Origin of the sequence: Streptomyces sp. NPDC058955 (genome assembly GCF_042741435.1) — a bacterium.
Taxonomy (GTDB): Bacteria; Actinomycetota; Actinomycetes; order Streptomycetales; family Streptomycetaceae; genus Streptomyces.
Map to the genome: position 1 here is coordinate 13,887 of NZ_JBHYKM010000015.1, position 24,663 is coordinate 38,549.

Sequence of the window (24,663 nt, forward strand, 5' to 3'; positions counted from 1 at the left end):
CGTCACTCCTTGTGGGAGAGGGCGCGGACGGTGCGGGACGGGCTCGGCCGGCCCAGTTGTTCGGCCATCCACACGCTCGTGGCGGTGAGGGCGGCCAGGTCGACCCCGGTCTCGATGCCGAGGCCGTCGAGCATCCACACCAGGTCCTCGGTGGCGAGGTTGCCGGTGGCGGACTTGGCGTACGGGCAGCCGCCGAGGCCGCCCGCGGAGGCGTCCACGGTGGTCACGCCGTGCCGCAGCGCGGCGAGCGTGTTGGAGAGCGCCTGCCCGTAGGTGTCGTGGAAGTGCACGGCGAGGCGGGAGGTGGCCACCCCGGCCTCGTTCAGCTCCTGGAGGAGCCGCCCCACATGGCCGGGGGTGGCGACGCCGATGGTGTCGCCGAGGCTGAGTTCGTCGCAGCCCATGTCGGCGAGCGCCTTGGTGACGCGGACGGTCTGCTCGACGGGGACGGCGCCCTCCCAGGGGTCGCCGAAGCACATCGACAGATAGCCGCGGACCTTCAGGCCCGCCTCTATGGCCCGGACGACGACCGGCTCGAACATGGCGAGGGCCTCGTCGACGGTCCGGTTGAGGTTGGCCTTGGCGAAGGACTCGGTGGCGGAGGCGAAGACGGCGACCTCGCGGGCGCCGAGCGCGAGCGCCCGGTCGAGGCCGCGCTCGTTCGGCACGAGGACGGGCAGGCGTACGGGCAGGCCGTTCACGAGGGGGAACAGCGCTTCCGCGTCGGCCAGTTGGGGCACCCACTTCGGGTGCACGAAGCTGGTCGCCTCGACGGTGGAAAGACCGGCACCGGCGAGCCGGCGGATGAACTCCGCCTTCACCTCGGTCGGGACGGCCGTCTTCTCGTTCTGCAGCCCGTCGCGCGGACCCACCTCGTGGATCCGGACCCGGGTGGGCAGCGACGGGTCGGGGACGGTCATGGGCAGGGTCATTCCGCGGCCTCCTCGCGGGGCGTCACCACGGCCAGGATCTGGTCCATGGCGACGGTCGTGCCGGGCGTGACGTCCAGCTCGGTGACGGTGCCGGCGTGCGGGGCGGAGATGACGTGCTCCATCTTCATCGCCTCGACGACGAGCAGGCTCTGTCCCGCCTCCACCTCGTCCCCGACCGCCACCTTCACGACGGTGACGGTCCCGGGCATCGGCGCGGCGAGCGTGTCCGCCCCGCCGTGCCGGGCCCCGGAGAGCGCGGCGGCCACGGGGTCGTGGTCCTGGACGTGCCAGGAGTCGCCGTCGCGGCCGAGCCAGGCGCCGGCCCGGCGGAAGGTGTGGGTGACGCCGTCGAGGGTGACGGTCACGCCGGTGTCGGTGACGCGGGCGCCCGCCGGTGCCTCCACCGTGACGGGTTCGAGTCCCGCTGCTCGCAGCGGGAAGGCGAGCGGCTTCGGCGTGCCGCCGAGGCGCCAGCCGTTCGGCACGTCGAACGGGTCGGTCCAGCCGTCGCGCGGCCGCGGCGCCAGCCCGGCCCGGCGTACGGCGGCCGCCGCCGCGTACACCTCCGCCGGTACGCCCTCCGGGACCAGCGACTCCGCGTCGCGCTCCACCAGGCCCGTGTCCATCGCGCCCGACACCACGTCCGGGTGGGCCAGCAGGCGGCGCAGGAAGCCCGCGTTGGTGGGGACGCCGAGGGTGGTCAGGTCCGCCAGGGCCGCGCGGAGCTTGCGCAGGGCCGTGGGGCGGTCCTTCGCGTGGACGATGACCTTCGACAGCATCGGGTCGTAGAGCGACGAGACCTCGGAGCCCTCCAGGAGGCCGGAGTCCGTCCGGACGCCGTCGCCCGAGGGCTCGTGGAGGGCGAGGACCGTGCCGCCGGACGGGAGGAAGCCGCGGGAGGGGTCCTCCGCGCAGATGCGGGCCTCGACCGCCCAGCCGTCGAGGCGGACGTCGTCCTGGGTGAAGTCGAGCGGTTCGCCGGCGGCCACCCGCAGCTGCCACTCCACCAGGTCCAGGCCGGTGATCAGCTCGGTCACCGGGTGCTCGACCTGGAGGCGGGTGTTCATCTCCATGAAGTAGTACGCGGACGGGTCGCCGCCCGGGACGATGAACTCGACCGTGCCCGCGCCGACGTAGCCGCAGGACCGGGCCGCCTCGACGGCCGCCGCGCCCATCGCGGCGCGGGTCGCCTCGTCGAGGAGGACGCTCGGCGCCTCCTCGATGATCTTCTGGTGGCGGCGCTGGAGCGAGCACTCGCGCTCGCCCAGGTGCACCACGTTCCCGTGCGCGTCCGCCAGGACCTGGATCTCGATGTGCCGGGGACGGTCGATCCACCGCTCCACCAGGAGCGTGTCGTCGCCGAAGGAGGCGCGGGCCTCCCGGCGGGCCGCCGCGATCTCCTCGTCCAGGACGGTCAGGTCGCGCACCAGGCGCATGCCCTTGCCGCCGCCGCCCGCGCTGGGCTTGAGCAGCACGGGCGCGCCCATCTCCCGCGCGGCCTCGGCCACCCGGGGGTCGGCGTCGCCGGGGACGACGGGCACGCCGGCCGCCTTCACGGTCTCCTTGGCGCGGATCTTGTCGCCCATGAGGGAGATCGCCTCGGCGGACGGGCCGATGAAGACGAGCCCGGCGTCGGCGCAGGCGCGGGCGAAGGCCGCGTTCTCCGCGAGGAAGCCGTAGCCGGGGTGGACGGCCTGCGCGCCGGTGCGGCGGGCCGCGTCCAGGAGGGCGGGCACGGAGAGGTACGACTCCGAGGCCGCCGCGGGCCCGATCCGTACCGCCGTGTCCGCCTCCCGCACGTGCCGGGCGTCGGCGTCCGCGTCGCTGTACACCGCCACCGAGCGGACGCCGAGGGCGCGCAGGGTGCGGATGACGCGGACCGCGATCTCGCCCCGGTTGGCGACGAGGACGGTGTCGAACATCTGCTGCATCGTCAGGGTCCTCACATCCGGAAGACGCCGAACTGGGGGTCACCCAGGGGCGCGTTGGCACAGGCGGTCAGCGCGAGACCCAGCACCTGCCGGGTCTCCAGCGGGTCGATCACGCCGTCGTCCCAGAGGCGGGCGGTCGCGTAGTAGGCGCTGCCCTGCGTCTCGTACTGCTCGCGGATCGGCGCCTTGAAGGTCTCCTCCTCCTCGGCGCTCCAGGCGTCGCCGAGCTGGTCGCGCTTGACCGTGGCGAGGACCGAGGCGGCCTGCTCGCCGCCCATGACGGAGATCTTGGCGTTCGGCCACATCCACAGGAAGCGGGGGGAGTAGGCCCGGCCGCACATCGAGTAGTTGCCCGCGCCGAAGGAGCCGCCGACGACGACCGTCAGCTTCGGCACGCGCGTGGTGGCGACGGCGGTGACCATCTTGGCGCCGTGCTTGGCGATGCCGCCGTGCTCGTACGCCTTGCCGACCATGAAGCCGGTGATGTTCTGGAGGAAGACCAGCGGGATGCCGCGCTGGTCGCACAGCTCGATGAAGTGCGCGCCCTTCTGGGCGGACTCGGCGAACAGGATGCCGTTGTTGGCGACGATCCCGACCGGGTGGCCGTGGATCCGGGCGAAGCCGGTGACCAGCGTCTGCCCGTACTCGGACTTGAACTCCTGGAAGCGGGAGCCGTCCACCACGCGGGCGATGACCTCGCGCACGTCGTACGGGGTGCGGGAGTCGACCGGCACCGCGCCGTACAGGCCGTACGGGTCGACCTTCGGCTCCTCGGCCGGCTCGACCTTCCACGGCAGCGGGCCCCGCTCGGGCAGGGTCGCCACGATGTTGCGGACGATCCGCAGGGCGTGCGCGTCGTCCTCCGCGAGGTGGTCGGTGACGCCGGAGATGCGCGAGTGGACCTCGCCGCCGCCCAGCTCCTCCGCCGTGACGACCTCTCCGGTGGCGGCCTTCACCAGCGGCGGCCCGCCGAGGAAGATCGTCCCCTGGTTCCGGACGATCACGGCCTCGTCGCTCATCGCCGGGACGTACGCGCCGCCGGCCGTGCAGGAGCCCATGACGGCCGCGATCTGCGGGATGCCGGCGCCGGACATCCGGGCCTGGTTGTAGAAGATCCGCCCGAAGTGCTCGCGGTCCGGGAAGACCTCGTCCTGCATCGGCAGGAACGCGCCGCCGGAGTCGACCAGGTAGAGGCAGGGGAGACGATTCTCCAGCGCCACCTCCTGGGCCCGGAGGTGCTTCTTCACCGTCATCGGGTAGTAGGTGCCGCCCTTGACGGTCGCGTCGTTGGCGACGATCACGCACTCGCGGCCGCTGACCCGCCCGACGCCCGCGATCACACCGGCGGCCGGGGCCTGGTCGCCGTACATGCCGTTCGCCGCCAGCGGCGCCAGCTCCAGGAACGGCGAGCCCGGGTCGAGGAGGGTGTCCACCCGGTCGCGCGGCAGCAGCTTCCCGCGCGCGGTGTGCCGGGCCCGGGACTTCTCACCGCCTCCGAGGGCGGCCTGGGCGAGCTTGGCGCGCAGGGTCGCGGCCAGCTCGTGGTGCGCCGCCTCGTTGGCCCGCCAGGCCGGCGAGGCGGGATCCGCCGCACTCGACAGCACAGGTGCCTGCTGCATCGACCGATCTCCCTTGTTCGGTTAATGAGCGTTAACGTACGCGGTCCAGGTTAACGACCGCTAACCGGGTTGTCTAGAATCGAATCCATGACCACGAGCCCGACCCGGATGGACGCGCCGACCCGTCGCGAGCAGATCCTCAAGGAGGCCGCCCGCCTCTTCGCCGAGCGCGGGTTCCACGGCGTGGGCGTCGACGAGATAGGGGCCGCCGTCGGCATCAGCGGCCCCGGCCTCTACCGCCACTTCCCCGGCAAGGACGCGATGCTCGCGGAACTCCTCGTCGGCATCAGCGAGCGGCTGCTCGACGGCGGCCGGCTCCGGGCCGCCGCCTCGGACGGCGACCCGGCGGCGCTGCTCGCCTCCCTCATCGACGGCCACATCGACTTCGCCCTCGACGACCGGCCGCTCATCACCCTCCACGACCGCGAGCTCGACCGCCTCAAGGAGGAGGACCGCAAGCGGGTCCGGCAGCTCCAGCGGCAGTACGTCGAACTGTGGGTGGACGTCGTCCGCGCCCTGCACCCGGAGGCGGGCGAGCCGGAGGTCCGGGCCGCCGTCCACGCCGTCTTCGGCCTCCTCAACTCCACCCCCCACCTCGGCACCCCGCTGGCCCGCGCCGACCTGGAACGCCTGCTGCGGAACCTGGCCCACGGCGCCCTGGACGCCCTGACCGTCTGACGCCCGGCGGGCCCGCGGGGCTCGGGTTCAGCGGGTCGCGGTGCCCGCCGGACCCGTGCGGCGCAGCACCAGCGCGATGACCAGGCCGGCCGCCGCGCACCCCGCGAGGACCAGGAAGGCGGCGGCGATCCCGGAGGCGGTGGCGTCCGCGGCCGGGGCGCCCGCCGCCAGGCGCCCGTCGGTCCGGGCCGCCAGGACGGTGCCGACGACGGCGATGCCGAGGGCGGCGCCGCTCTCGTTGAAGGTGTTCAGCAGTCCGGAGCCGACGCCGGACTCCGCCGCCCCGACGTACGAGGTGCCGACCCCGAACAGCGGCACGAAGCAGGCCGGCAGGCCCGCGCCGATCACCGCCAGCGCCACGACCGTCAGCGCGACGGACCCGCCGCCTGCGGCGAGGACCCCCGCGCCGGCGAGCTGGAGCCCGGACCCGACCGCGTACGTCCCGCCGGGGCCCAGCCGCCCGGCGAGCGCGGGGACGGCCACGGCCGCGCCGAGCGCCGCGAGGCCCATGGGCAGCAGGGAGAGGCCGGCGGCGAAGGCGCTCATGCCGTGGACCCGCTGGAAGGACTGGCTGGCGAGGTAGGAGCTGCTGATCATCACCGCGGCGACCAGGACGAGCCCGGCGCAGGCCAGCGCGTAGCCCGGCCTGCGCAGCAGGTGCAGCGGGAGCAGCGGGTCGGCCGCCCCCAGCTCCATGCGGGTGACCAGGGCGAGGAGCGCGGCGGCGGAGCCGAGGGCGAGCCAGGCGGTGGTGTCGCCGAACCCCTCGTGCAGCCGGATCAGGCCGAACGAGAGGGCGGCCAGGCCGGCCGTGGCGACGATCGCGGAGGGGAGGCGGAGCCGGCGGCCGGAGCCGGTGCGGAGCGGTGGCGTGGCGCGCAGGGCCCCGGCGAACGCGGCGGCGCAGACCGGCAGGTTGATGAGGAAGGCCCAGCGCCAGCCGGCCGTGGTGACGATCAGCCCGCCGAGGACGACGCCGAGCGTGGCGCCGATCACGCCGAGTCCGCTCCAGGTGGTGAGCGCGATCCCGCGCCGCTCCTCGTCCCGGTAGACCTCCAGGAGGATCGAGAGGGCGCCCGCGGAGAGCAGCGCGGCGCCGGCCCCCTGCGCGGCGCGTCCGGCGATCAGCGTGCCCGGGCCGGCCGCGAGGCCGCAGAGCGCGGAGGCGGCGGCGAAGAGGGCGAGGCCGGAGAGGAAGGTGCGGCGCCGGCCGAACACGTCCGACACGCGCCCGCCGAAGAGCAGCAGGCTGCCGAAGAGGAGGACGTAGGCGCTGATCGTCCACTGGAGGGCCGTGCGGCCGGCGGGCAGGTCCGCCCCGATGGTGGGGAGGGCGACGTTCACGACCGTCGAGTCGAGCATCACCATCAGCTGGGCGGCGCCGACGACCACGAGGGTGGTCCAGGGGGCGGCGGCGACCGGTGCGGGGGGTGCGGATGTCCGGAGGCTCATGGGGGTCCCTTCTCGCACGAGCACGGATGGCGATCTATCGATCTATGCGCATGCATCGAATTAGTGGAAGCCGCACGCTACATCCATGCGCATGCATAGACAAGCCTCGGGTGGACGCCTAGGATCGGAGCGTGACCGATGCACCCCTGACCGACCGCTGGATGGCCACGGTCCGCGCCGGCGCGCAGATCGTCCAGGCCGCGGAGCGCCGCCTCTCCGACGCGTACGGCCTGTGCGTCAGCGCCTTCGAGATCATGGACGTGATGGACCGGGAGGGCGACTGGCTCCGCGCCGGCGAGCTGAGCGCCCGCGTCTCCCGCAGCCAGCCCCAGGTCTCCCGGCTGCTCGCGCAGATGGTCGGCGCCGGCTACGTGGAGCGCCGGCCCTGCGCCACCGACCGCCGGGGCTTCGACGTGCGGCTCACCCCGGCGGGGCGGGGCGTCTTCGCCGAATCCACCGCCACCATGGAGGAGTTGCTGGACGAGCTGGCCGGCGCCGCCCCGGAGGTGGCCGGACTGCTGGCCCCGGTCGGCCGGAGTGCGGGCGTCCGGCACGGCGGGGGCTCCGGCCCGGCAGAATGAGCCCCATGCCGATACTCAGCCGTGACGCCCTCGTCGAGCACCTCCTCCGCAGCCGCATCGCGGGGGACGTCGCCACGCCCCGTGAGAACAACCTGGACCACTACCGGAAGCTCGCCAACGGCGACCGGCACTACTGGCTCGGTCTGGAGCTCGGCGACCGGTGGACGGACGAGCAGGACGTCCTCGCCGTGATGGCGGAGCGCTGCGGCGTCGTCGACGACCCCGCCCACCGCGTCGGCCAGGACACCATCGACCCCGAGCTGACCGTGGACGCCCTGGACCGGATGGCCGCCCGGCTGAAGCAGGCCGCCGCGGGGCGCGAGCGGGTGCTGTTCGCGACCGGCCACCCCGGCGCGCTGATCGACGCGCACAGCCGGGTCGCCGCCGCGCTCCGGGCGCAGGGCTGCGACATCGTGCGGATCCCGGGCGGGCTCGTCGCCGACGAGGGGTACGTCGTGCAGTTCGCGGACGTCGCCGTCTTCGAGCGCGGCGCCAGCCTCTGGCACACCCACTCGCCCGAGCCGATGAACGCGATCCTCGACGGCCTCGCCCTGCTCGGCGAGGCCGCGCCGGACCTGGTCGTCGCGGACCACGGCTGGGCCGGCCGCGCCGCCCAGCGCGGCATCGACTCCGTCGGCTACGCGGACTGCAACGACCCGGCGCTCTTCCTCGGCGAGGCCGAGGGGACGATGAAGGTGACCGTCCCGCTCGACGACCACGTCGTGGACCCGCGCTTCTACGAGCCGATGACGGCCTATCTGCTGAACGCCGCAGGGCTGCTCGGCTAGGACGGGCTGCTCGGCGAGGACGGGCTGCTCGGCGAGGGCGGGCCCGGCGTCGGGTCCAGGTACACCCGGCGCACCGAGGGGAAGCGGGCCCGCAGCCGCGTCTCGGCCTGCTCGCAGGCCCGCTCGACCTCGGCGGCCGTCACCACGTCCCGGAAGTCGACCTTCGCGGCGATCAGGACCTCGCCGGGGCCCTGGATCAGGGTGATGAGGTCCAGGACGTCCACCACGTGCGGGACGCCCAGCAGTTCCTCCCGCACCTCCGCCCGCATCGGGCGCGGCAGCGGGCGGCCGATGAGGAGCTGGGCGTTGGCGTGGCCCAGCGTCCAGGCCACGTACACCAGCAGGCAGCCGATCAGGATCGAGGCGACGCCGTCCCAGACGCCGGAGCCGGTGATCTGGCCGCCGAGCAGGCCGCCCGCGGCGAGCATCAGGCCGGCGAGGGCGGCCGAGTCCTCCAGGACGACCGCCTTGACGGTGGTGTCGGGGGTGAGCCGCAGGTACCGGGCGAACGGCGCCCGCATCCGTTCCGCCTCCGCCTTGACCTGCTTGACGCCGGTGCGCAGCGAGAAGCCCTCCAGGACGAAGGAGACGGTGAGGACGACGTAGGAGACGAGCGGGTCGCCCAGCTCCTCGCCGTGGGTGAGGGTGTGGATGCCGTCGTAGACCGAGAAGACGGCGCCGCCGACGAAGGTGGCGACGGCGGCGAGCATCGCCCACACGTACCGCTCGCCCGCGTGGCCGACGGGATGGTCCTCGTCGGCGGGCTTCTCGCTCCGCTTGAGCGCGGTGAGCAGCATGACCTCGGTGACCGTGTCGGCGACCGAGTGGGCCGCCTCCGACAGCATCGCGCTCGACCCGCTGATGACGCCGGCGACGGCCTTGGCGGCCGCGATCCCGAGGTTCGCGACCGCCGCCACGATCACCGTGAAGGTGCTCTCACCGTTGTCAGCCATGATCGGACGGTATGTCCGACCGTCAGCGCGGGACGCGAACGACACCCTCCTGGATGACGGAGATCGCGAGCCGCCCGTCCTGGGTCCAGATCCGGGCCTGGCCGAGGCCGCGCCCGCCGGAGGCGGACGGCGACTCCTGGTCGTACAGGAGCCATTCGTCGGCCCGGAACGGCCGGTGGAACCACATGGCGTGGTCGAGCGAGGCGCCGACCACGTCGCCGACGGCCCAGCCGCCCCGCCCGTGGGCGAGGAGCACCGAGTCGAGCAGCGTCATGTCGGAGACGTAGGTGGCGAGCACGACGTGCAGCAGGGGGTCGTCGGAGAGCTTGCCGTGGGTGCGGAACCAGACCTGCGAGCGCGGTTCGCGCGGCTCGCCGACGGAGCCCCACGGCGGGGCCTCGGCGTACCGCAGGTCGACCGCCGCGCGGGCCTCGATCAGCCGCCGGGCGACCTTCTCCGGCAGGTGCCGGGGCAGCATCTCCTCGGCGGTCGGCAGCGACTCCGGGTCGGGCGCGGCCGGCATCTCCGCCTGGTGGTCGAGCCCCTCCTCGTACGTCTGGAAGGACGCGGAGAGGTGGAAGATCGGCTGTCCGTGCTGGATGGCCACCACCCGGCGGGTGGTGAAGGAGCGGCCGTCGCGGATCCGGTCGACCTCGTAGACGATCGGCGCCCCGGGGTCGCCCGGTACGAGGAAGTACGCGTGGAGCGAGTGGGCGAGCCGGTCCGCGGGGACGGTCCGGCCCGCGGCGACCAGCGCCTGGGCGGCCACCTGGCCGCCGAAGACGCGGGGGACGATCGCGGACCGGGACTGTCCCCGGAAGATGTCCTGCTCGATCCGCTCCAGGTCGAGCAGGGCGAGCAGGTCATCCAACGCGGAGTGCGCTTCGGGCACTTACAGGCCCATCGACTTGGCGATGATCGACTTCATGATCTCGCTGGTGCCGCCGTAGATGCGGTTGACGCGGTTGTCGGCGTACAGGCGGGCGATCGGGTACTCGTTCATGTAGCCGTAGCCGCCGTGCAGCTGGAGGCAGCGGTCGATCACGCGGTGCGCGACCTCGGTGCAGAAGAGCTTGGCGGAGGCGGCCTCGGCCGGGGTCAGCTCGTGCGCGTCCAGGGCCTCCAGGGCGCGGTCGGCGACGGCCTCGGCGGCGTCCACCTCGGCCTGGCAGGCGGCCAGCTCGAACTTGGTGTTCTGGAAGGACGCGACCGGCTGGCCGAAGACCGTGCGCTCCTGCACGTACTGCTGGGCGAAGCGGACGGCGGCCTTGGCCTGGGCGTAGGCGCCGAAGGCGATGCCCCAGCGCTCGGAGGCGAGGTTGTGGCCGAGGTAGGAGAAGCCCTTGCCCTCCTCGCCGAGCAGGTCCTCGACGGGGACCTTGACGTCGACGAAGGCGAGCTCGGCGGTGTCGGAGGTGCGCAGGCCGAGCTTGTCGAGCTTGCGGCCGATCGAGTAGCCCTCGGACTTGGTGTCGACGGCGAAGAGCGAGATGCCGAAGCGGCGGTCCTCGGCCGTCGGGGCGGAGGTGCGGGCGCAGACGATGACGCGGTCGGCGTGGACGCCGCCGGTGATGAAGGTCTTGGCGCCGTTGAGGACGTAGTGGGTGCCGTCCTCGGAGAGCTTGGCGGTGGTCTTCATGCCCGCGACGTCGGAGCCGGTGCCCGGCTCGGTCATCGCGAGGGCCCACATCTCCTCGCCGGTGACGAACTTCGGCAGGTAGCGCTTCTTCTGGTCCTCGGTGGCGAGCATCTTGATGTACGGCAGGGCGAGCAGCACGTGCACGCCGGAACCGCCGAAGGAGACGCCCGCGCGGGAGGTCTCCTCGTAGAGGACGCCCTCGAACTTGTGGGTGTCGAGACCGGCGCCGCCGAATTCCTCCGGCACGTTGATGCCGAAGATGCCCAGCTCGCCGAGCTTGTAGTAGAAGTCGCGCGGCGCCTGGCCGGCCGCGAACCACTCGTCGTAGACGGGGACGACCTCGGCCTCGATGAAGGCCCGGATGGTCTCCCGGAACGCCTCGTGGTCCTCGTTGAATACGGTACGGCGCACGGTGCGACTCCTCCGGTGTGCGGTCCTGCTGTCTAAGCGCTTGCTCAGTCTGTCGTCTTCGAAGTTACCCAGCGGTCACCCAGCCTGTCCAGACTCCTCACCTGTGATCCAGGCCCGTTCCACGGAGTCGTACCCGTACAGGGGCCTCCCCTTCGCCCCGCTGGTCCGAAAGGGTGCCCCGTCCTCGTCCCCGATCCGGACCGTGCCCGTCCGCCCCTCCGCGCTCCACTCCAGTTCCAGGTACCAGCGGCAGTCGCACCCCGCCGTCCGCGCCGAGATCAGCAGCTCCTCCGGATCGGCGGCGGTGACCGCGTAAGGGAAGGCGACCGCGGGCAGTGTCCGGCCCTCCTGCCCGGAGGCGTCGTAGCCGTCCAGCGCCCGCGCCACCGGCCGCGGCCGGTCCAGGTCCACCTCGAAACGGCGCGGCGTCACCGCCCCGCCGCACCCGTCGTCCATCCGGTACGCCGCCCACGGCGGCGGCGCCGCGCGTCCCACCACGCGCACGTGCAGCGCCTGGAGCACCACCGCCGCCGCGCCCTTCCCCTGCACCGACACCCGCACCAGCGTCTCCCCGCCGTGCACCGCCCCCTGCGCCGCCGCCCAGCTCCGCGCGTCGGCCGCCTCCGGCGGGGGAGGGGGCGTCCGCTCCACGAGGTAGGTGTGCCCGCACCCGTAGCTCCAGAGGTGCGAGGCGACGGTCCACGTCAACGGCGCGGGCGCCGGAGCCTCCGTCCTCCCGGGCAGGAGTACGGCTCCGAGCGTCACCGCCCCCACGACCGCGAGCGCCCCGCCGACCAGGCCCACCCACGCCCACCGCCGGCGCCGTCCCCCGGACGGGAGGCCCGAGGGGGCACCCCCGGCCGCCGGCCGCGCGTCCACCGGCCCGTCAGCCGGCTCGCCCGGCTCGCCCGGCGGGGCGGTCGTGGCGGTCGGCGCCGGCGGGGGCACGCGCGCGTGCCCGGGCGCGGGAGCCGGAGCGGGGGCCGGCGCGGGAGCGCCCCCGGTGCGGCCTGCCTCCGGGACCGGCGGGCGCCGCGCCCGGTCCGCCGCCGCCCAGGCGGCCTCCAGGGCGCGCCGCTCCTCCTCGTCCGCCCCGCACAGCGCGGCCAGCCGGGCGATCACGGCGAACTCCTCCGGGACGGTCGCGCCGGAGCAGTAGCGGTGGAGCGTGGACGCGCTCGCGTTCAGCCGCCGGCCCAACGCCTCGTAACTCCGCCCGTCCCGCGCCTTCAGCGCGCGCACCAGCCTCGCGAACTCCTCGACGGCGGCGTCCTTCGGCATTCCATCCCCCTCGGCCGTGTCCCACGCCCTTCACGTCTTCCCACGTCAGCAGGGGTGGAATGGTTCCGGGACGGCTGGTGGGCGCGGCGCCGTTGCCCGCGGCGGCCGGTGGCCCGAGGCTGGTGGGAGCACTGACCGAACGACCCGACGGGGGATCCACCACCATGACCAGGTTCCGTACCGCGCTCGCCGCCACCGCCGCTGCCGCCCTGGGGCTCGCCGCCCTCGCCGCCGCCCCGGCGCAGGCCGCCGCCCTGCCCGCCTTCCTCTCCGCCTCCCAGATGCCGCCGTCGTCGACGCCGTGGACCGCCACCCCGGTCTTCAACGGCGTGCCGGAGAACGGCGGCGCCCTCTGCGCCGAGTACAAGATCCCGGCGCAGAACACCCGCTACCGCGAGTTCAGCACCGAGCTCGACACCAACGGCGTCCAGATCACCACCGTCGCCCGCACCGAGGCCGACGCCGTGAAGCTGGTCGACACCCTCCGCACCTCGCTCGCCGGCTGCGGCACCCGCCTGGAGCAGCAGAACCCGGGCCTGAACGCCGTCAGCGCCTACCAGGGCAAGCTCGCCGTCGAGGAGGGCGCCTGGGTCTACAGCCTGGACACCGACGACCCGCAGATCGGCAACACCGACATCCACCTCTTCTCCGTCGGCCGCGACGGCCGCACCGTCACCTTCGTCCGCTGGGGCCAGATGGGCGACCTCGCCGACGCCCCGCTGACCGGCTTCCGCACGACGACGAAGACCGCCGTCAACAAGCTCTACTGAGCCCGGCCGAGCGCGAACCACAGCTCCATCCGCACGTCCGGATCGTCCAGGTCGCGGTCGAGGAGGACCGCGCAGCGGGCGATCCGCTGCCGGACCGTGTTGCGGTGGACGCCCAGCGCGGCGGCCGTGCGGTCCCAGCTGCCGTGCAGGGACAGCCAGGTGCGCAGCGTCTCCGCCTGCGCCTCGCCGAGGGGAGCGAGGAGCACGCGCGCGTGGGCGGCGGCCTCCGCCGGGTCGACCAGACCGGCGAGGCCGTTCGCGCGGTGGCGGACCAGGGCCGACCGGGTCGCCTCCGCCCGCCGCAGCGCCCGGCCCGCCTGCGCGTCGGCCGCCGGGAGGGCGGACGGCCCGGCCGGTGCGGAGACGCCGAGGGTCCAGCCGGGCGGGGCCGTCACGGGCGCGTCCGGCGGCAGCAGGAGCCGTACCGGCGGGCCCGCGTCGACCAGGTCCGTGCCCAGCGCCGCCGCCAGGCCGGCCGCCGCGAACGGGGTGCCGTCGCCGCCCCGGGCGTGCACCACCGTCCACGGGCCGGGGGAGAGGGCGGCCGCCGCCTCCGCCGCCGGGGCGCCCAGCAGCAGCCGGGTCAGCACCCCGTCCCGCACCGCCGCGTCGGTCGCCCGGTGCGGTGCGGTCAGCAGCGAGAGCAGCACCACCGCCACCCCGGCGACCGTGTGGTCGCCGGGGTCGCGGCGCTCCGTCGCCACGCCGAGGGCGAGCCTGTCACCGCCGCCGAGGGCGTACGCGGCGAGCCGCAGCCCCGCTTCCTCGCCGCTCGCCGACGCGGGCCCGGGACCGGGCGCCACCAGGCCCGCCAGCTCGGCGAGCGCCCCGGCGGCCGCCGCCGGAACCTCCCGGCCCGCCGCCGCCCGCTCCGTGCCGTCCCCGCCGTACAGCACCGCCCGGCCGCCGAGCCGGGAGGCCAGCGCGTGCAGGACGGCCGGGACCGGCGCCGGACGGGCCGCGGCCGTCGCCAGGGACTGCTGCGCCTCCGTCACCCGGCGCAGCTCCGACAGCCTGGCCTCCGCCATCAGCCGCCACAGCGCCCGCGCCACCGCCGCGAACGGCGTCCCGGGCTCCACCTCCACCAGCGGGAGCCCGTGCCGGACGCACGCCTCGACCAGCTCCGCCGGCACCGTGTCGTACACCGGCGTCACCCCGAAACCGAGCGCCGCCGCCCCCGCCTCCACCACCCGCTCGACGAACCGCGCCGGATCCGCCAGCTGCACCCCCGCCGTCAGCAGCAGCTCGCCGCCGAGCAGATACGGATACGGGTCGGCCATCTCCGAGGTGTGCACCCCGTGCAGCGCCACCTCGTCCGTGCCGGTCAGCAGCCGCAGCCCCAGCTCCCGGCGGGCCAGCAGCGCCGCGAGCGGCACCGGCGGCGCCGGAGGGGTGGAGTCCGGATCGATGCGCGCCATGGGCATGGTCCTTCCGTACATCTCCCGCCCCGACAGTGGAGGAAACGTACACTTCAATGTGGCTTTCGGGCGACTTACCGTCGAGCCGGACCCCGACGACAGCCAGGAGGCACCCCCCATGAGCAGCAGCGACCAGAACACCCCGCGCGGCCCGATCGACTCGTCCCGCGTCCCGCGGTACGCCGGTCCCGCGACGTTCGCCCGGCTGCCGCGGCTCGACGAGGTCGGCACCGCCGACATCGCCGTGGTCGGCGTCCCCTTCGACTCCGGCGTCTCCTACCGCCCCGGCGCCCGCTTCGGCGGCAACGCCATCCGCGAGGCCTCCCGCCTGCTGCGCCCGTACAACCCGGCGCAGGACGCCTCCCCGTTCGCCCTCGCGCAGGTCGCCGACGGCGGCGACATCGCCGTCAACCCGTTCAACATCAACGAGGCCGTCGAGACCATCGAGGCCGCCGCCGACGAGCTCCTCGGCACCGGCGCCCGCATGATGACCCTCGGCGGCGACCACACCATCGCCCTCCCGCTGCTCCGCTCGGTCGCCAAGAAGCACGGCCCGGTCGCCCTGCTCCACTTCGACGCCCACCTGGACACCTGGGACACCTACTTCGGCGCCGAGTACACCCACGGCACCCCGTTCCGCCGCGCCGTCGAGGAGGGCATCCTCGACACCGAGGCCCTGTCGCACGTCGGCACCCGCGGCCCGCTCTACGGCAAGCAGGACCTGACCGACGACGAGAAGATGGGCTTCGGCATCGTCACGTCGGCGGACATCTACCGCCGCGGCGCCGACGAGGTCGCCGACCAGCTCCGCCAGCGCATCGGCGACCGCCCGCTGTACATCTCCATCGACATCGACTGCCTCGACCCGGCCCACGCCCCCGGCACCGGCACCCCCGAGGCGGGCGGCATGACCTCCCGCGAGCTCCTGGAGATCCTCCGCGGCCTCTCCTCCTGCAACCTGGTCTCCGCGGACGTCGTCGAGGTCGCCCCGGCGTACGACCACGCGGAGATCACCGCGGTCGCCGCCTCGCACACGGCGTACGAACTGACCACGATCATGAGCCGCCAGATCGCGGCGAACCGATAATTCCCGGGGGTGCCCGGCCCGGCGGGGCCGGGCACCCGTCGCGTACGAGACCGACCACGCCCGGAGGAACCGGCCCATGACCCACGACCACGACCTGGTCCTGCGCCCCACGCCCGCGCAGACGGAGGCCGCCCTCGCCCCGCCGCCCGGCCGCACCGGCGGCGACCTCGTCATCGAGACCCTCACCGGCCTCGGCGCGAGCACCGTCTTCGGTCTCCCCGGCCAGCACGCCCTCGGCATGTTCGACGCGCTGCGCCGCTCCTCCCTCCACTACGTCGGCCTCCGCGTCGAGAACAACGCGGGCTTCGCCGCCGACGCCTACGGCCGCGTCACCGGCGAGGCCGCCCCGCTGCTGCTCTCCACCGGCCCCGGCGCGCTCATGTCGCTGGCCGCGCTCCAGGAGGCCGCCGCGGCCTCCGCGCCCGTCCTGGCCATCGCCAGCCAGGTCCCGGTCGCCGGGCTCGGCGGCGGCCGGCACGGCCATCTGCACGAGCTGCGCGACCAGCAGGCCAGCTTCCGGGACGTCGTGAAGTCCGTCCATACGGTCCGCACGCACTCCCAGATCCCGTCCGCGATCGCGGCGGCCTGGGAGTCGGCGCTCACCGCCCCGCACGGCCCCGTCTGGGTCGAGATCCCGCAGGACGTGCTCACCGCGGAGACGACGCTGCCCGTCGTCACGGCGATGGACGCGACGCCCGAGGACGTCGTCCCGCGCCCGGAGCTGACGGCGGTCGCCGCCCACCTGCTGTCGACGGCCGAACGCCCGGCGATCATCGCCGGCGGCGGGGTCGTCCGCTCGGACGCCTCCGGCAAGCTGCGGGCGCTCGCGGAGCGGCTGGACGCGCCGGTGGTGACCACCTTCGGCGGCAAGGGCGCGTTCCCGTGGAAGCACCCGCTCTCCCTCCAGTCGTGGCTGGAGGACCGGCACACCACCGACTTCCTGGAGGACGCCGACGTCCTCCTCGTCGTCGGCTCCGGCCTCGGCGAGCTGTCCTCGAACTACCACACCTTCGCCCCGCGCGGCCGGGTGATCCAGATCGAGGCGGACGCGGGGAAGCTGGAGGCCAACCACCCGGCGCTCGGCATCCACGCGGACGCGCGGCTCGCGCTCCAGGCGCTCCTGGAGACGACGGAGCCCCGCACGGACGCGACGGCCCCGGCCCGGGTCGGCGAGGTCCTGTCGAGGATCCGCACCCGCCTGGCCGCCCAGGACCTGGACCTCGAACACCGGCTGGTGGCCGCGGTCCGCGAGGCGCTCCCGTCCCGGGCGCCCAGCTTCTGGGACATGACGATCCTGTCCTACTGGGCCTGGTCGGCCTTCGACGCCCGGCACCCCAACACGATGCACTCCGCCCAGGGCGCCGGCGGCCTCGGCTACGCCTACCCGGCCGCCCTCGGCGCGGCGGCCGCGGACCCGACGACTCCGGTCCTCGCGGTCTCCGGCGACGGCGGCGCGATGTACTCGATCGCGGAGCTGGCGACGGCGCGCCAGTACGGCTTCGACGTCACCTGGCTGATCGTCGACGACGGCGGCTACGGCATCCTGCGCGAGTACATGACGGACGCGTACGGCGCGACCACCGGCACGGAGCTGGCCCGCCCCGACTTCGTGGCCCTGGCGGAGTCCTTCGGCGTCCCGGCGCTCCGCACCACCCCCGACACCCTCGCCGCGGACCTCGCGAAGTCCCTGGCCACCCCCGGCCCCTCGGTGGTGGTCCTCCCGGCCCTCCTGAGGATGTTCGAACCGACGCACCTCTGACCGACGCCGTTCGGTGCAACCTTTCGGCCCCCCGGCGGGTCCCTTCCCCCGACGGCCCGCCCGGGCCGCCAGGGAGACACGGGGGCGGGAATGCGCGTGCTGCGGGGGATCGGCGAGTTCGTCCGCGAACTGGTCGGGGAGGTCGTGCTGGAGCTGCTGGTGTGCGCGCTGGTCGGGGCGGTCCTCTTCGGCGTCGCGACCCTCGCCCTCGTGGGGTACGCCGTGAGCCCGGCCGGCACCCTCACCGCGGCCGGGCTGTTCGTGGCCTTCTCCGGATACGGGACCGTGGAGCTCCTGCGTGCTCCGGAACGTCGCCGCAAGGGTCGGCTCACCGCCGCAGCCGTCGCCGTCTCCGGCACCCTCCTGACCCTGGCCGCGCTCGCCCTCTCCTGTGGCTGCCCGTGGCCCTGGTGACCCGCCGCCCTCACCCCGTCAGGGACCCCCACGCCTTCCGGTACTCGGCGAACCGGGCCTCGTAGCCCTGGACGAACTCCTCCGCCTGCGCCTTCGTCAGCGTGCCCCGGCCCTCGCGCCCGGCGGGTATCAGCCGCGCTATGTCGCCCATGATCACGACGGCCGCGTCGGCGGCGCTCCCGCCCCGCTCCCGCGCGTCGAACAGCGGGTGCCCGATCTCCCGCAGCAGGCCCCGGCAGTCGTTGTAGGGGTTGGACGTGGTGGCGGTCACCACTCGCGCCGGCGCCTCCTCGATCCGCCCGTCCTTCGCGAGCGACCGCAGGGCCACCAGCGCGGCGAACAGCCCACCCCACCGGTACGGCGTCCCGTCCTCGACCCGTCCCACGGACGTCCCCTTCCCGTCGCACGACAGCGTTCCCCGCCTTCCTACCCAGGAGCCGGAGGTCCTAGGACTTCCGGCCGGGATTTGTTGCGGCGGGATGAAAACGCACGTCGGGCACGTTGTCGCCTTGCGGCAGACCAGGACGGACGGGAGGCGCCACGTGGTGGTGGAGCGGGAGCAGGGGTGGGCGCGGCGGCTGTGGTCGTACGCCTGGCGGTACAAGGCGGACGTGGTGCTCGCGCTCGGCTCGTCGCTGGCCGGCATGGCGCTGCTCGCGCTCGTGCCGCTCATCACCAAGGTGATCATCGACGACGTGATCGGGACCGGGAACCGGTCCCTGGCCGTGTGGACCGGGCTGCTGCTCGGCGCCGCCGTGCTCGTCTACGTCCTGACGTACATCCGGCGCTACTACGGCGGGCGCCTCGCGCTCGACGTGCAGCGGGACCTCCGGGACGACATGTACGGGACGATCCTGCGGCTCGACGGGCGGCGGCAGGACGAGCTGTCCACCGGGCAGGTCGTCGGGCGGGCCACCAGCGACCTCCAGCTGATCCAGGGCCTGCTCTTCATGCTCCCGATGACCATCGGGAACGTCCTGCTGTTCCTGATCTCGCTGGCCGTGATGGCCTGGCTGTCGATCCCGCTGACCCTCGTCGCCCTCGCCGTCGCCCCCGCCCTGTGGTGGATCGCCAAGCGCAGCCGCACCCGGCTCCACCCGGCCACCTGGGCCGCCCAGCAGGAGGCCGCCGGGGTGGCCGGCGTCGTCGACGGGGCCGTCACCGGCGTCCGGGTCGTGAAGGGCTTCGGGCAGGAGGAGCAGGAGACCGGGAAGATCCGCGAGGCGGGGCGGAAGCTGTTCGCCGCCCGGCTGCGGACCATCCGGCTGAACTCCCTCTACACCCCCGCCCTCCAGGCCGTCCCCGCCCTCGGCCAGGTCGCCGTCCTCGCGCTCGGCGGCTGGCTCGCCTACAAGGGCCAGATCACCCTCGGCACCTTCGTCGCCTTCTCCTCCTACCTGGCCTCCCTGGTCGGCCCGGTCCGGATGCTCGCCATGGTCCTCACCGTCGGCCAGCAGGCACGCGCGGGCGTGGAGCGGGTCGTCGAGCTGATCGACACCGAGCCGGCCATCGAGGACGGCACGAAGGAGCTGCCCGCCGACGCCCCGGCCACCGTCGAGTTCGACGGCGTCACCTTCGGCTACGGCGACGGGGACGGCGGCGGCAAGCCCGTCCTCGACGGGTTCTCGCTGGAGCTGCGGGCCGGCGAGACCGTCGCCCTCGTCGGCTCCTCGGGATCCGGCAAGTCGACCGTCTCCCTCCTGCTGCCCCGCTTCTACGACGTCGACCGCGGCGCCGTCCTCGTCGGCGGCCACGACGTCCGCGAGCTGACCCTGGAGTCGCTGCGGGCCGCGATCGGCCTCGTCCCCGAGGACTCCTTCCTCTTCTCCGACACCGTCCGCGCCAACATCGCGTACGGGGTCCCCGACGCCACCGACGAGCAGATCGAGGCCGCCGCCCGGGCCGCCCGCGCGGACCGCTTCATCGCCGAGCTGCCGGACGGCTACGCCACCAAGGTCGGCGAGCACGGCCTCACCCTCTCCGGCGGCCAGCGCCAGCGCATCGCGCTCGCCCGCGCGATCCTCACCGACCCCCGCCTCCTCGTCCTCGACGACGCCACCTCCGCCGTCGACGCCAAGGTGGAGCACGAGATCCACGAGGCGCTGAAGGCCGTCATGGCGGGCCGGACGACCCTCCTCATCGCCCACCGCCGCTCCACCCTCGGCCTCGCCGACCGGATCGCCGTCCTCGACGGCGGCCGGCTCGCCGACCTCGGCACCCACGAGGAGCTGGAGGAGCGCTCCGCGCTCTACCGCCGGCTCCTCACCGACCCCGACGAGCTGGGCGGCGTCTCGCCCGGGCACGTCCCGGCGGCCGGGACCGGCGCCGCGGAGGACGACGGCCTGCGGGCCGAGCTGGACGCCGAGTTCGACGCCGAGCGCGGCATCACCCCCACCCTGTGGGTGCGGGACGAGACCCCCGACCGCGACGCCAAGGCGGCCGGGGCCACCCCCGAGCTGCTCGCCGCCGTCGCCGCGCTGCCGCCGGCCGCCGACACCCCGGACGTCGACGAGGCCCGGGCCGTCCAGCCGGAGGCGAGCTACGGGCTCCGCCGGCTGCTGCGCGGCTTCGGCGCGCCGCTCCTCATCAGCCTCGGCCTGGTCGCCCTCGACGCGGGCGCGGGCCTGCTCCTGCCGGTCCTGATCCGGCACGGCATCGACGAGGGCGTGAACCGGCTGGCGATCGGCGCCGTCTGGGCCGCCTCCGCGCTCGCGCTGGTCACCGTCCTCGTCCAGTGGGTCGCGCAGACCGCCGAGACCCGGATGACCGGCCGCACCGGCGAGCGGGTGCTGTACGCGCTCCGCCTGAAGATCTTCGCCCAGCTCCAGCGGCTCGGCCTGGACTACTACGAGCGCGAGCTCACCGGCCGGATCATGACCCGGATGACGACGGACGTCGACGCCATGTCGACCTTCCTCCAGACCGGCCTGGTCACCGCCTTCGTCTCGGTCGTCACCTTCTTCGGGATCATGGCGGCGCTGCTCGTCCTCGACGTCCAGCTGGCCCTGGTCGTCTTCGTGACCCTGCCGGTCCTCGCCGTCGCCACGTACTACTTCCGCCGCTCCAGCGTGAAGGCGTACGAGCTGGCCCGCGAGCGGATCAGCGTCGTCAACGCCGACCTCCAGGAGTCCGTCGCCGGTCTGCGGATCGTGCAGGCCTTCGGCCGCGAGCGGTCGGGCGCCGCCCGGTTCGCCGAGCGCGGCGACGCCTACCGGGACGCGCGCGTGCGCGGCCAGTGGCTGATCTCGGTCTACTTCCCGTTCGTCACCCTGCTGTCCTCGGCCGCCGCCGCGGCCGTCATGATCGTCGGCGCGAACCGGATCGAGGCCGGCACCCTCACCACCGGCGCCCTCGTCGCCTACCTCCTCTACATCGACCTCTTCTTCGCCCCCGTCCAGCAGCTCTCCCAGGTCTTCGACGGCTACCAGCAGGCCGCCGTCTCCCTCGGCCGGATGCAGGAACTGCTCCAGGAGCCGACGTCGACGGCCGCCGCCGCCGAGCCCCGCGAGGTGCTGTCGCTGCGCGGCGACCTCGCCTTCGAGGACGTCTCCTTCGCCTACGGCACCGAGGAGGCGGCCCTCAGCGGGATCGACCTGCGGATCCCCGCCGGGCAGACGGTCGCCTTCGTCGGCGAGACCGGCGCCGGAAAGTCCACCTTGGTCAAGCTGGTCGCCCGCTTCTACGACCCGACCTCGGGCCGGGTCACCGCGGACGGCGCGGACCTGCGGGACCTCGACCTCACCTCGTACCGGCACCGGCTCGGCGTCGTCCCCCAGGAGGCGTACCTCTTCGCCGGCACGATCCGCGACGCCATCGCCTACGGGCGGCCCGGCGCCACCGACGCCGAGGTGGAGGCGGCGGCCCGCGCGTCCGGCGCCCACGACATGATCGCCACCCTCGACGGCGGCTACCTCCACGAGGTCGCCGAACGCGGCCGGAACCTCTCGGCGGGCCAGCGGCAGCTGATCGCCCTGGCCCGGGCCGAGCTGGTGGACCCGGACATCCTCCTCCTCGACGAGGCCACGGCCGCCCTGGACCTGGCCACCGAGGCGCAGGTGAACGCCGCCACCGAGCGGCTCGCCGGCCGCCGCACCACGCTGATCGTCGCCCACCGCCTCACCACGGCGGCCCGCGCGGACCGGGTGGTCGTCATGGACCACGGCCGGGTCGCCGAGGACGGCAGCCACGACGAACTCCTCGCCCGGGACGGCCGCTACGCCGCCCTCTGGCGCACCTTCATCGGCGAGGCCGACCCGGAGGCGGAGCCCGAGGAGGAACCGGCCGCGATCTGAGGACGCGATCTGAGGACGCGATCTGAGTACGCGGGTGAGTACGGGGGCTCATGACAGGGTCCGGGCGGCACGGGTTGCATCGGTGCCATGAACGACACCGGCGGCCCGAACGCCCCCGCCCCGGCTCCCCCGCCCGACACCCCCGCCGCCGCCTCGGCCGCGGAGCCGGCGCCCGCTCGGATCCCCTACCTGGAAGCCCGGGTGCTGCGCCGCGCGGCGCTCTGGGCCGGGCTGCTGTTCCTGCCCGCGCTGCTCCTCGGCGTGGTGCTCGCCCTCTCCTCCGAGGCGGGCACGCGGTGCGTGATGCGGGGGACCTGCGGCGAGATCCCGGGCTGGCTGTACGTGACCACCCTGGTCGTCGCGGGCGGCGCCTGGATCAGGGCGCTCACCGTCCCGGACGGCGCCCCGCCCACCCGGGCCCGCTGGGCCGCGCTGTGGACGCTGATCGGCGCCGAGCTCGTCTTCCTCGGCCTCGTCATGGGCTACTTCACCGGCTGAACCGGCGCACGAGGGCAACCGTACGGGCGTCGGAGACGTCGTAAGCGTGTACGGCAACAGGTGGAGCGGGGGAGGAACGGGCATGTCCGGAGGCACATCGGTCCGACCGTCCACCGGGCGCACGCGCGCGTACGCCCGGCGAGCCGTCGCCCACGCGCGCGCGTACGCCCCGGGGTCCCGCACGCGCGCGTCCGTCCGCGGCCTCCTCGCCCGCACCCGCCTCCACCCCCTCGCGTACGGCCTCGTCCTCGCCCTCGCGGCCGGCCTGCTGACGCTCGCCGGGCCCGGCGCCGGCACCGCCGACGCGGTCTCCGTCTGCCAGGGGCGGCCGACCCGCACCGTCTCCTTCGCCACCGGCGAGCTGCGCCTCTACCGGACCCGCCACTACGCCTGCGCGCTGGTCCTCGCCAAACGGCCCGGCGCGCCCCGGCCCATGAAGGTCACCCTCCAGCCGCGCGGCGGCCGGGCCGCCGTGGTGAGCGGACGCTGGGGCCGGCAGGCCGGTCCGGTGACCGTGCACGCGCTGAACCGCTGCGTCCGCGCCTCCGCGACCGTCTCCGGCCGGTCCACCGCCACCGGCTGGATCCTGTGCTGAACCACAGGTAAGACCCAACCGGGTCTGGCGGCCCGGACGTTCACCCCGCTAGGTTCACGGCACCGTTGTGAATCATGGGAGGGTGCATGCGTAAGTCGCTGAGGCTGATGCTGTCGCTTTCGGTGCTCATAGGCACCGTGGGCTCCACCGGAGTGGCCACCGCCACCGCCGCGGACACGGAGTCCGTCAGCACCGTCGCGGACGCGCAGAGCCAGGACATCAAGGACCGCCTGCTGGCGATCCCCGGGATGAGCCTGATCGAGGAGAAGCCGTACGCCGGCTACCGCTACTTCGTCCTGAACTACGAGCAGCCGATCGACCACAAGCGCCCCTGGGCAGGAACGTTCCAGCAGCGGATCTCGGTCCTCCACAAGGGCACCGACCGCCCCACCGTCTTCCGCACCAGCGGCTACGGCCTGAGCACCACCCCGAGCCGGGCCGAACCGACCCGGATCGTCGACGGCAACCAGGTCTCCATGGAGTACCGCTTCTTCACGCCGTCCCGCCCGGCCCCCGCCGACTGGTCCAAGCTCGACATCTGGCAGGCCGCCAGCGACCAGCACCGCATCTTCACCGCGCTGAAGAAGGTCTACGGCGAGAACTGGCTCTCCACCGGCGGCTCCAAGGGCGGCATGACCGCCACCTACTACGAGCGCTTCTACCCGCGCGACATGGACGGCGTCGTCGCCTACGTGGCCCCCAACGACGTGGTGAACAAGGAGGACTCGGCCTACGACCGGTTCTTCGCGAACGTCGGCACCAAGGAGTGCCGCGACCGCCTGAACTCCATGCAGCGCGAGGCCCTGCTGCGCCGCGCCCCGCTCCAGGAGAAGTTCAAGGCGTGGGCCGAGACCGAGGGCGCCACCTTCAACACCGTCGGCTCGCTCGACAAGGCGTGGGAGGCGACCGTCCTCGACTTCGTCTGGGGCTTCTGGCAGTACTACGGCGAGGACGTCTGCGACACGATCCCGGACGCGAAGACCGCGAGCGACGACACCGTCTACGAGACGATCGACGCGTACGCCGGCTGGTCCGCCTACTCCGACCAGGGCCTGGAGTACTACACCCCGTACTACTACCAGGCGGCCACCGAACTCGGCTCGCCCACCATCAAGCAGCCGCACCTCGACGGCCTGAACCGCTACGGCTACCAGCCGGCCTCGAACTTCGTGCCGCGCGAGATCCCGATGAAGTTCAAGCCGTGGGTCATGCGGGACGTCGACGACTGGGTCCGCAAGAACGCGAACCGGATGCTCTTCGTCTACGGCGAGAACGACCCGTGGGGCGCCGAGCCGTTCCGCGTCGACAAGGGCGCCCGCGACAGCTACGTCTACTACGCGCCCGGCGGCAACCACGGCGCCAACGTCGCCGGACTCGTCGACGCCGAGCGGGAGAAGGCCACCGCCCGCATCCTGGCCTGGGCCGGGGTCGACGCCCCCGCCGTCGCGGCCGCCCGGCCGCTGGCCGGCTTCGACGCCCGCCTCGACCGGCCGGTGGACGAGGACGTGACCCGGGAGCACGGCCTGCGGCCGTGACCCTCGGGCGGGTGCGGCTCCTCGCGGGGC

At 74.1% G+C, this 24,663-nt stretch carries 21 protein-coding genes; 11 read left to right on the forward strand and 10 right to left on the reverse strand.

Annotated elements, in window-relative coordinates; translation table 11 throughout:
- Positions 1–2: 2 nt before the first annotated feature.
- From ACFW1I_RS09080 to ACFW1I_RS09090, 3 genes are read right to left on the reverse strand one after another with little or no spacing between them, the layout of a single operon-like run.
- Complete coding sequence (locus ACFW1I_RS09080) at positions 3–932, reverse strand: hydroxymethylglutaryl-CoA lyase (RefSeq protein WP_384667782.1); 930 nt, start codon at positions 930–932, stop codon at positions 3–5.
- Positions 929–2,863: a biotin carboxylase N-terminal domain-containing protein gene (locus tag ACFW1I_RS09085; protein ID WP_384667784.1), complete on the reverse strand. Its 1,935-nt coding sequence runs from the start codon at positions 2,861–2,863 to the stop codon at positions 929–931. Before ACFW1I_RS09085 ends, ACFW1I_RS09080 begins: the two co-directional genes overlap by 4 nt.
- Positions 2,864–2,874: 11 nt before the next feature.
- Positions 2,875–4,482, reverse strand: a complete 1,608-nt coding sequence (locus tag ACFW1I_RS09090) for a carboxyl transferase domain-containing protein (protein WP_384667787.1) — start codon at positions 4,480–4,482, stop codon at positions 2,875–2,877.
- A gap of 87 nt (positions 4,483–4,569) precedes the next feature.
- On the opposite strand from ACFW1I_RS09090, the gene ACFW1I_RS09095 reads away from it, so the two are divergent.
- Positions 4,570–5,160, forward strand: a complete 591-nt coding sequence (locus tag ACFW1I_RS09095; RefSeq protein WP_384667790.1) for a TetR/AcrR family transcriptional regulator — start codon at positions 4,570–4,572, stop codon at positions 5,158–5,160.
- 27 nt (positions 5,161–5,187) lie between these two features.
- Here the strand turns inward: ACFW1I_RS09095 and ACFW1I_RS09100 are convergent, their stop codons facing one another.
- Positions 5,188–6,612: an MFS transporter gene (locus ACFW1I_RS09100; protein WP_384667793.1), complete on the reverse strand. Its 1,425-nt coding sequence runs from the start codon at positions 6,610–6,612 to the stop codon at positions 5,188–5,190.
- A 131-nt stretch (positions 6,613–6,743) separates the two neighbouring features.
- Here ACFW1I_RS09100 and ACFW1I_RS09105 point away from each other — a divergent pair, with 131 nt between their 5' ends.
- Together ACFW1I_RS09105 and ACFW1I_RS09110 are read left to right on the forward strand one after the other, a co-directional pair.
- Positions 6,744–7,193 carry a MarR family winged helix-turn-helix transcriptional regulator gene (locus ACFW1I_RS09105; RefSeq protein ID WP_384667796.1) on the forward strand — a complete coding sequence of 150 codons (450 nt, stop codon included), beginning with the start codon at positions 6,744–6,746 and terminating at the stop codon, positions 7,191–7,193.
- 5 nt (positions 7,194–7,198) lie between these two features.
- Complete coding sequence (locus ACFW1I_RS09110; protein ID WP_384667798.1) at positions 7,199–7,981, forward strand: phosphatase; 783 nt, start codon at positions 7,199–7,201, stop codon at positions 7,979–7,981.
- Here the strand turns inward: ACFW1I_RS09110 and ACFW1I_RS09115 are convergent.
- The 4 genes from ACFW1I_RS09115 to ACFW1I_RS09130 form a co-directional block, all read right to left on the reverse strand.
- The gene (locus tag ACFW1I_RS09115) at positions 7,978–8,934 is read right to left on the reverse strand and encodes a cation diffusion facilitator family transporter (protein WP_384667800.1); all 957 of its coding nucleotides are present in this window, start codon (positions 8,932–8,934) and stop codon (positions 7,978–7,980) included. The two genes, ACFW1I_RS09110 and ACFW1I_RS09115, sit on opposite strands and share 4 nt — an antisense overlap.
- 22 nt (positions 8,935–8,956) lie before the next feature.
- Positions 8,957–9,826 carry an acyl-CoA thioesterase gene (locus tag ACFW1I_RS09120; RefSeq protein WP_384667802.1) on the reverse strand — a complete coding sequence of 290 codons (870 nt, stop codon included), beginning with the start codon at positions 9,824–9,826 and terminating at the stop codon, positions 8,957–8,959.
- Positions 9,827–10,984 (reverse strand): acyl-CoA dehydrogenase family protein, encoded by a 1,158-nt coding sequence (locus tag ACFW1I_RS09125; RefSeq protein ID WP_384667803.1) that lies wholly within the window; start codon positions 10,982–10,984, stop codon positions 9,827–9,829.
- Positions 10,985–11,059: 75 nt separating this feature from the next.
- Positions 11,060–12,265, reverse strand: a complete 1,206-nt coding sequence (locus ACFW1I_RS09130; RefSeq protein WP_384667806.1) for a helix-turn-helix domain-containing protein — start codon at positions 12,263–12,265, stop codon at positions 11,060–11,062.
- 164 nt (positions 12,266–12,429) lie between these two features.
- On the opposite strand from ACFW1I_RS09130, the gene ACFW1I_RS09135 reads away from it, so the two are divergent.
- Positions 12,430–13,035 (forward strand): hypothetical protein, encoded by a 606-nt coding sequence (locus ACFW1I_RS09135; RefSeq protein ID WP_384667808.1) that lies wholly within the window; start codon positions 12,430–12,432, stop codon positions 13,033–13,035.
- Here the strand turns inward: ACFW1I_RS09135 and ACFW1I_RS09140 are convergent.
- Positions 13,029–14,453 carry a helix-turn-helix domain-containing protein gene (locus tag ACFW1I_RS09140; RefSeq protein WP_384667810.1) on the reverse strand — a complete coding sequence of 475 codons (1,425 nt, stop codon included), beginning with the start codon at positions 14,451–14,453 and terminating at the stop codon, positions 13,029–13,031. The two genes, ACFW1I_RS09135 and ACFW1I_RS09140, sit on opposite strands and share 7 nt — an antisense overlap.
- A gap of 118 nt (positions 14,454–14,571) precedes the next feature.
- Between ACFW1I_RS09140 and speB the strand changes: the two genes are divergently transcribed.
- The 3 genes from speB (at position 14,572) to ACFW1I_RS09155 (ending at position 17,713) form a co-directional block, all read left to right on the forward strand.
- Positions 14,572–15,540: an agmatinase gene (gene speB, locus ACFW1I_RS09145; protein ID WP_384667812.1), complete on the forward strand. Its 969-nt coding sequence runs from the start codon at positions 14,572–14,574 to the stop codon at positions 15,538–15,540.
- A 76-nt stretch (positions 15,541–15,616) separates the two neighbouring features.
- A complete protein-coding gene (locus tag ACFW1I_RS09150) occupies positions 15,617–17,299 on the forward strand; it encodes a thiamine pyrophosphate-binding protein (RefSeq protein WP_384667814.1) in 1,683 nt (560 codons plus the stop codon).
- A gap of 90 nt (positions 17,300–17,389) precedes the next feature.
- A complete protein-coding gene (locus ACFW1I_RS09155; protein WP_384667817.1) occupies positions 17,390–17,713 on the forward strand; it encodes a hypothetical protein in 324 nt (107 codons plus the stop codon).
- A 10-nt stretch (positions 17,714–17,723) separates the two neighbouring features.
- Here the strand turns inward: ACFW1I_RS09155 and ACFW1I_RS09160 are convergent, their stop codons facing one another.
- A complete protein-coding gene (locus tag ACFW1I_RS09160) occupies positions 17,724–18,098 on the reverse strand; it encodes a hypothetical protein (protein ID WP_384667819.1) in 375 nt (124 codons plus the stop codon).
- 160 nt (positions 18,099–18,258) lie between these two features.
- Here ACFW1I_RS09160 and ACFW1I_RS09165 point away from each other — a divergent pair, with 160 nt between their 5' ends.
- From ACFW1I_RS09165 to ACFW1I_RS09180, 4 genes are all read left to right on the forward strand, one after another.
- A complete protein-coding gene (locus tag ACFW1I_RS09165) occupies positions 18,259–22,005 on the forward strand; it encodes an ABC transporter ATP-binding protein (protein ID WP_384667926.1) in 3,747 nt (1,248 codons plus the stop codon).
- An 87-nt stretch (positions 22,006–22,092) separates the two neighbouring features.
- Positions 22,093–22,503, forward strand: a complete 411-nt coding sequence (locus ACFW1I_RS09170) for a hypothetical protein (protein ID WP_384667821.1) — start codon at positions 22,093–22,095, stop codon at positions 22,501–22,503.
- Between the two features lie 265 nt (positions 22,504–22,768).
- The gene (locus tag ACFW1I_RS09175; RefSeq protein WP_384667929.1) at positions 22,769–23,098 is read left to right on the forward strand and encodes a hypothetical protein; all 330 of its coding nucleotides are present in this window, start codon (positions 22,769–22,771) and stop codon (positions 23,096–23,098) included.
- 86 nt (positions 23,099–23,184) lie between these two features.
- Positions 23,185–24,633 carry an aminopeptidase gene (locus ACFW1I_RS09180; RefSeq protein ID WP_384667823.1) on the forward strand — a complete coding sequence of 483 codons (1,449 nt, stop codon included), beginning with the start codon at positions 23,185–23,187 and terminating at the stop codon, positions 24,631–24,633.
- Positions 24,634–24,663: the final 30 nt, after the last annotated feature.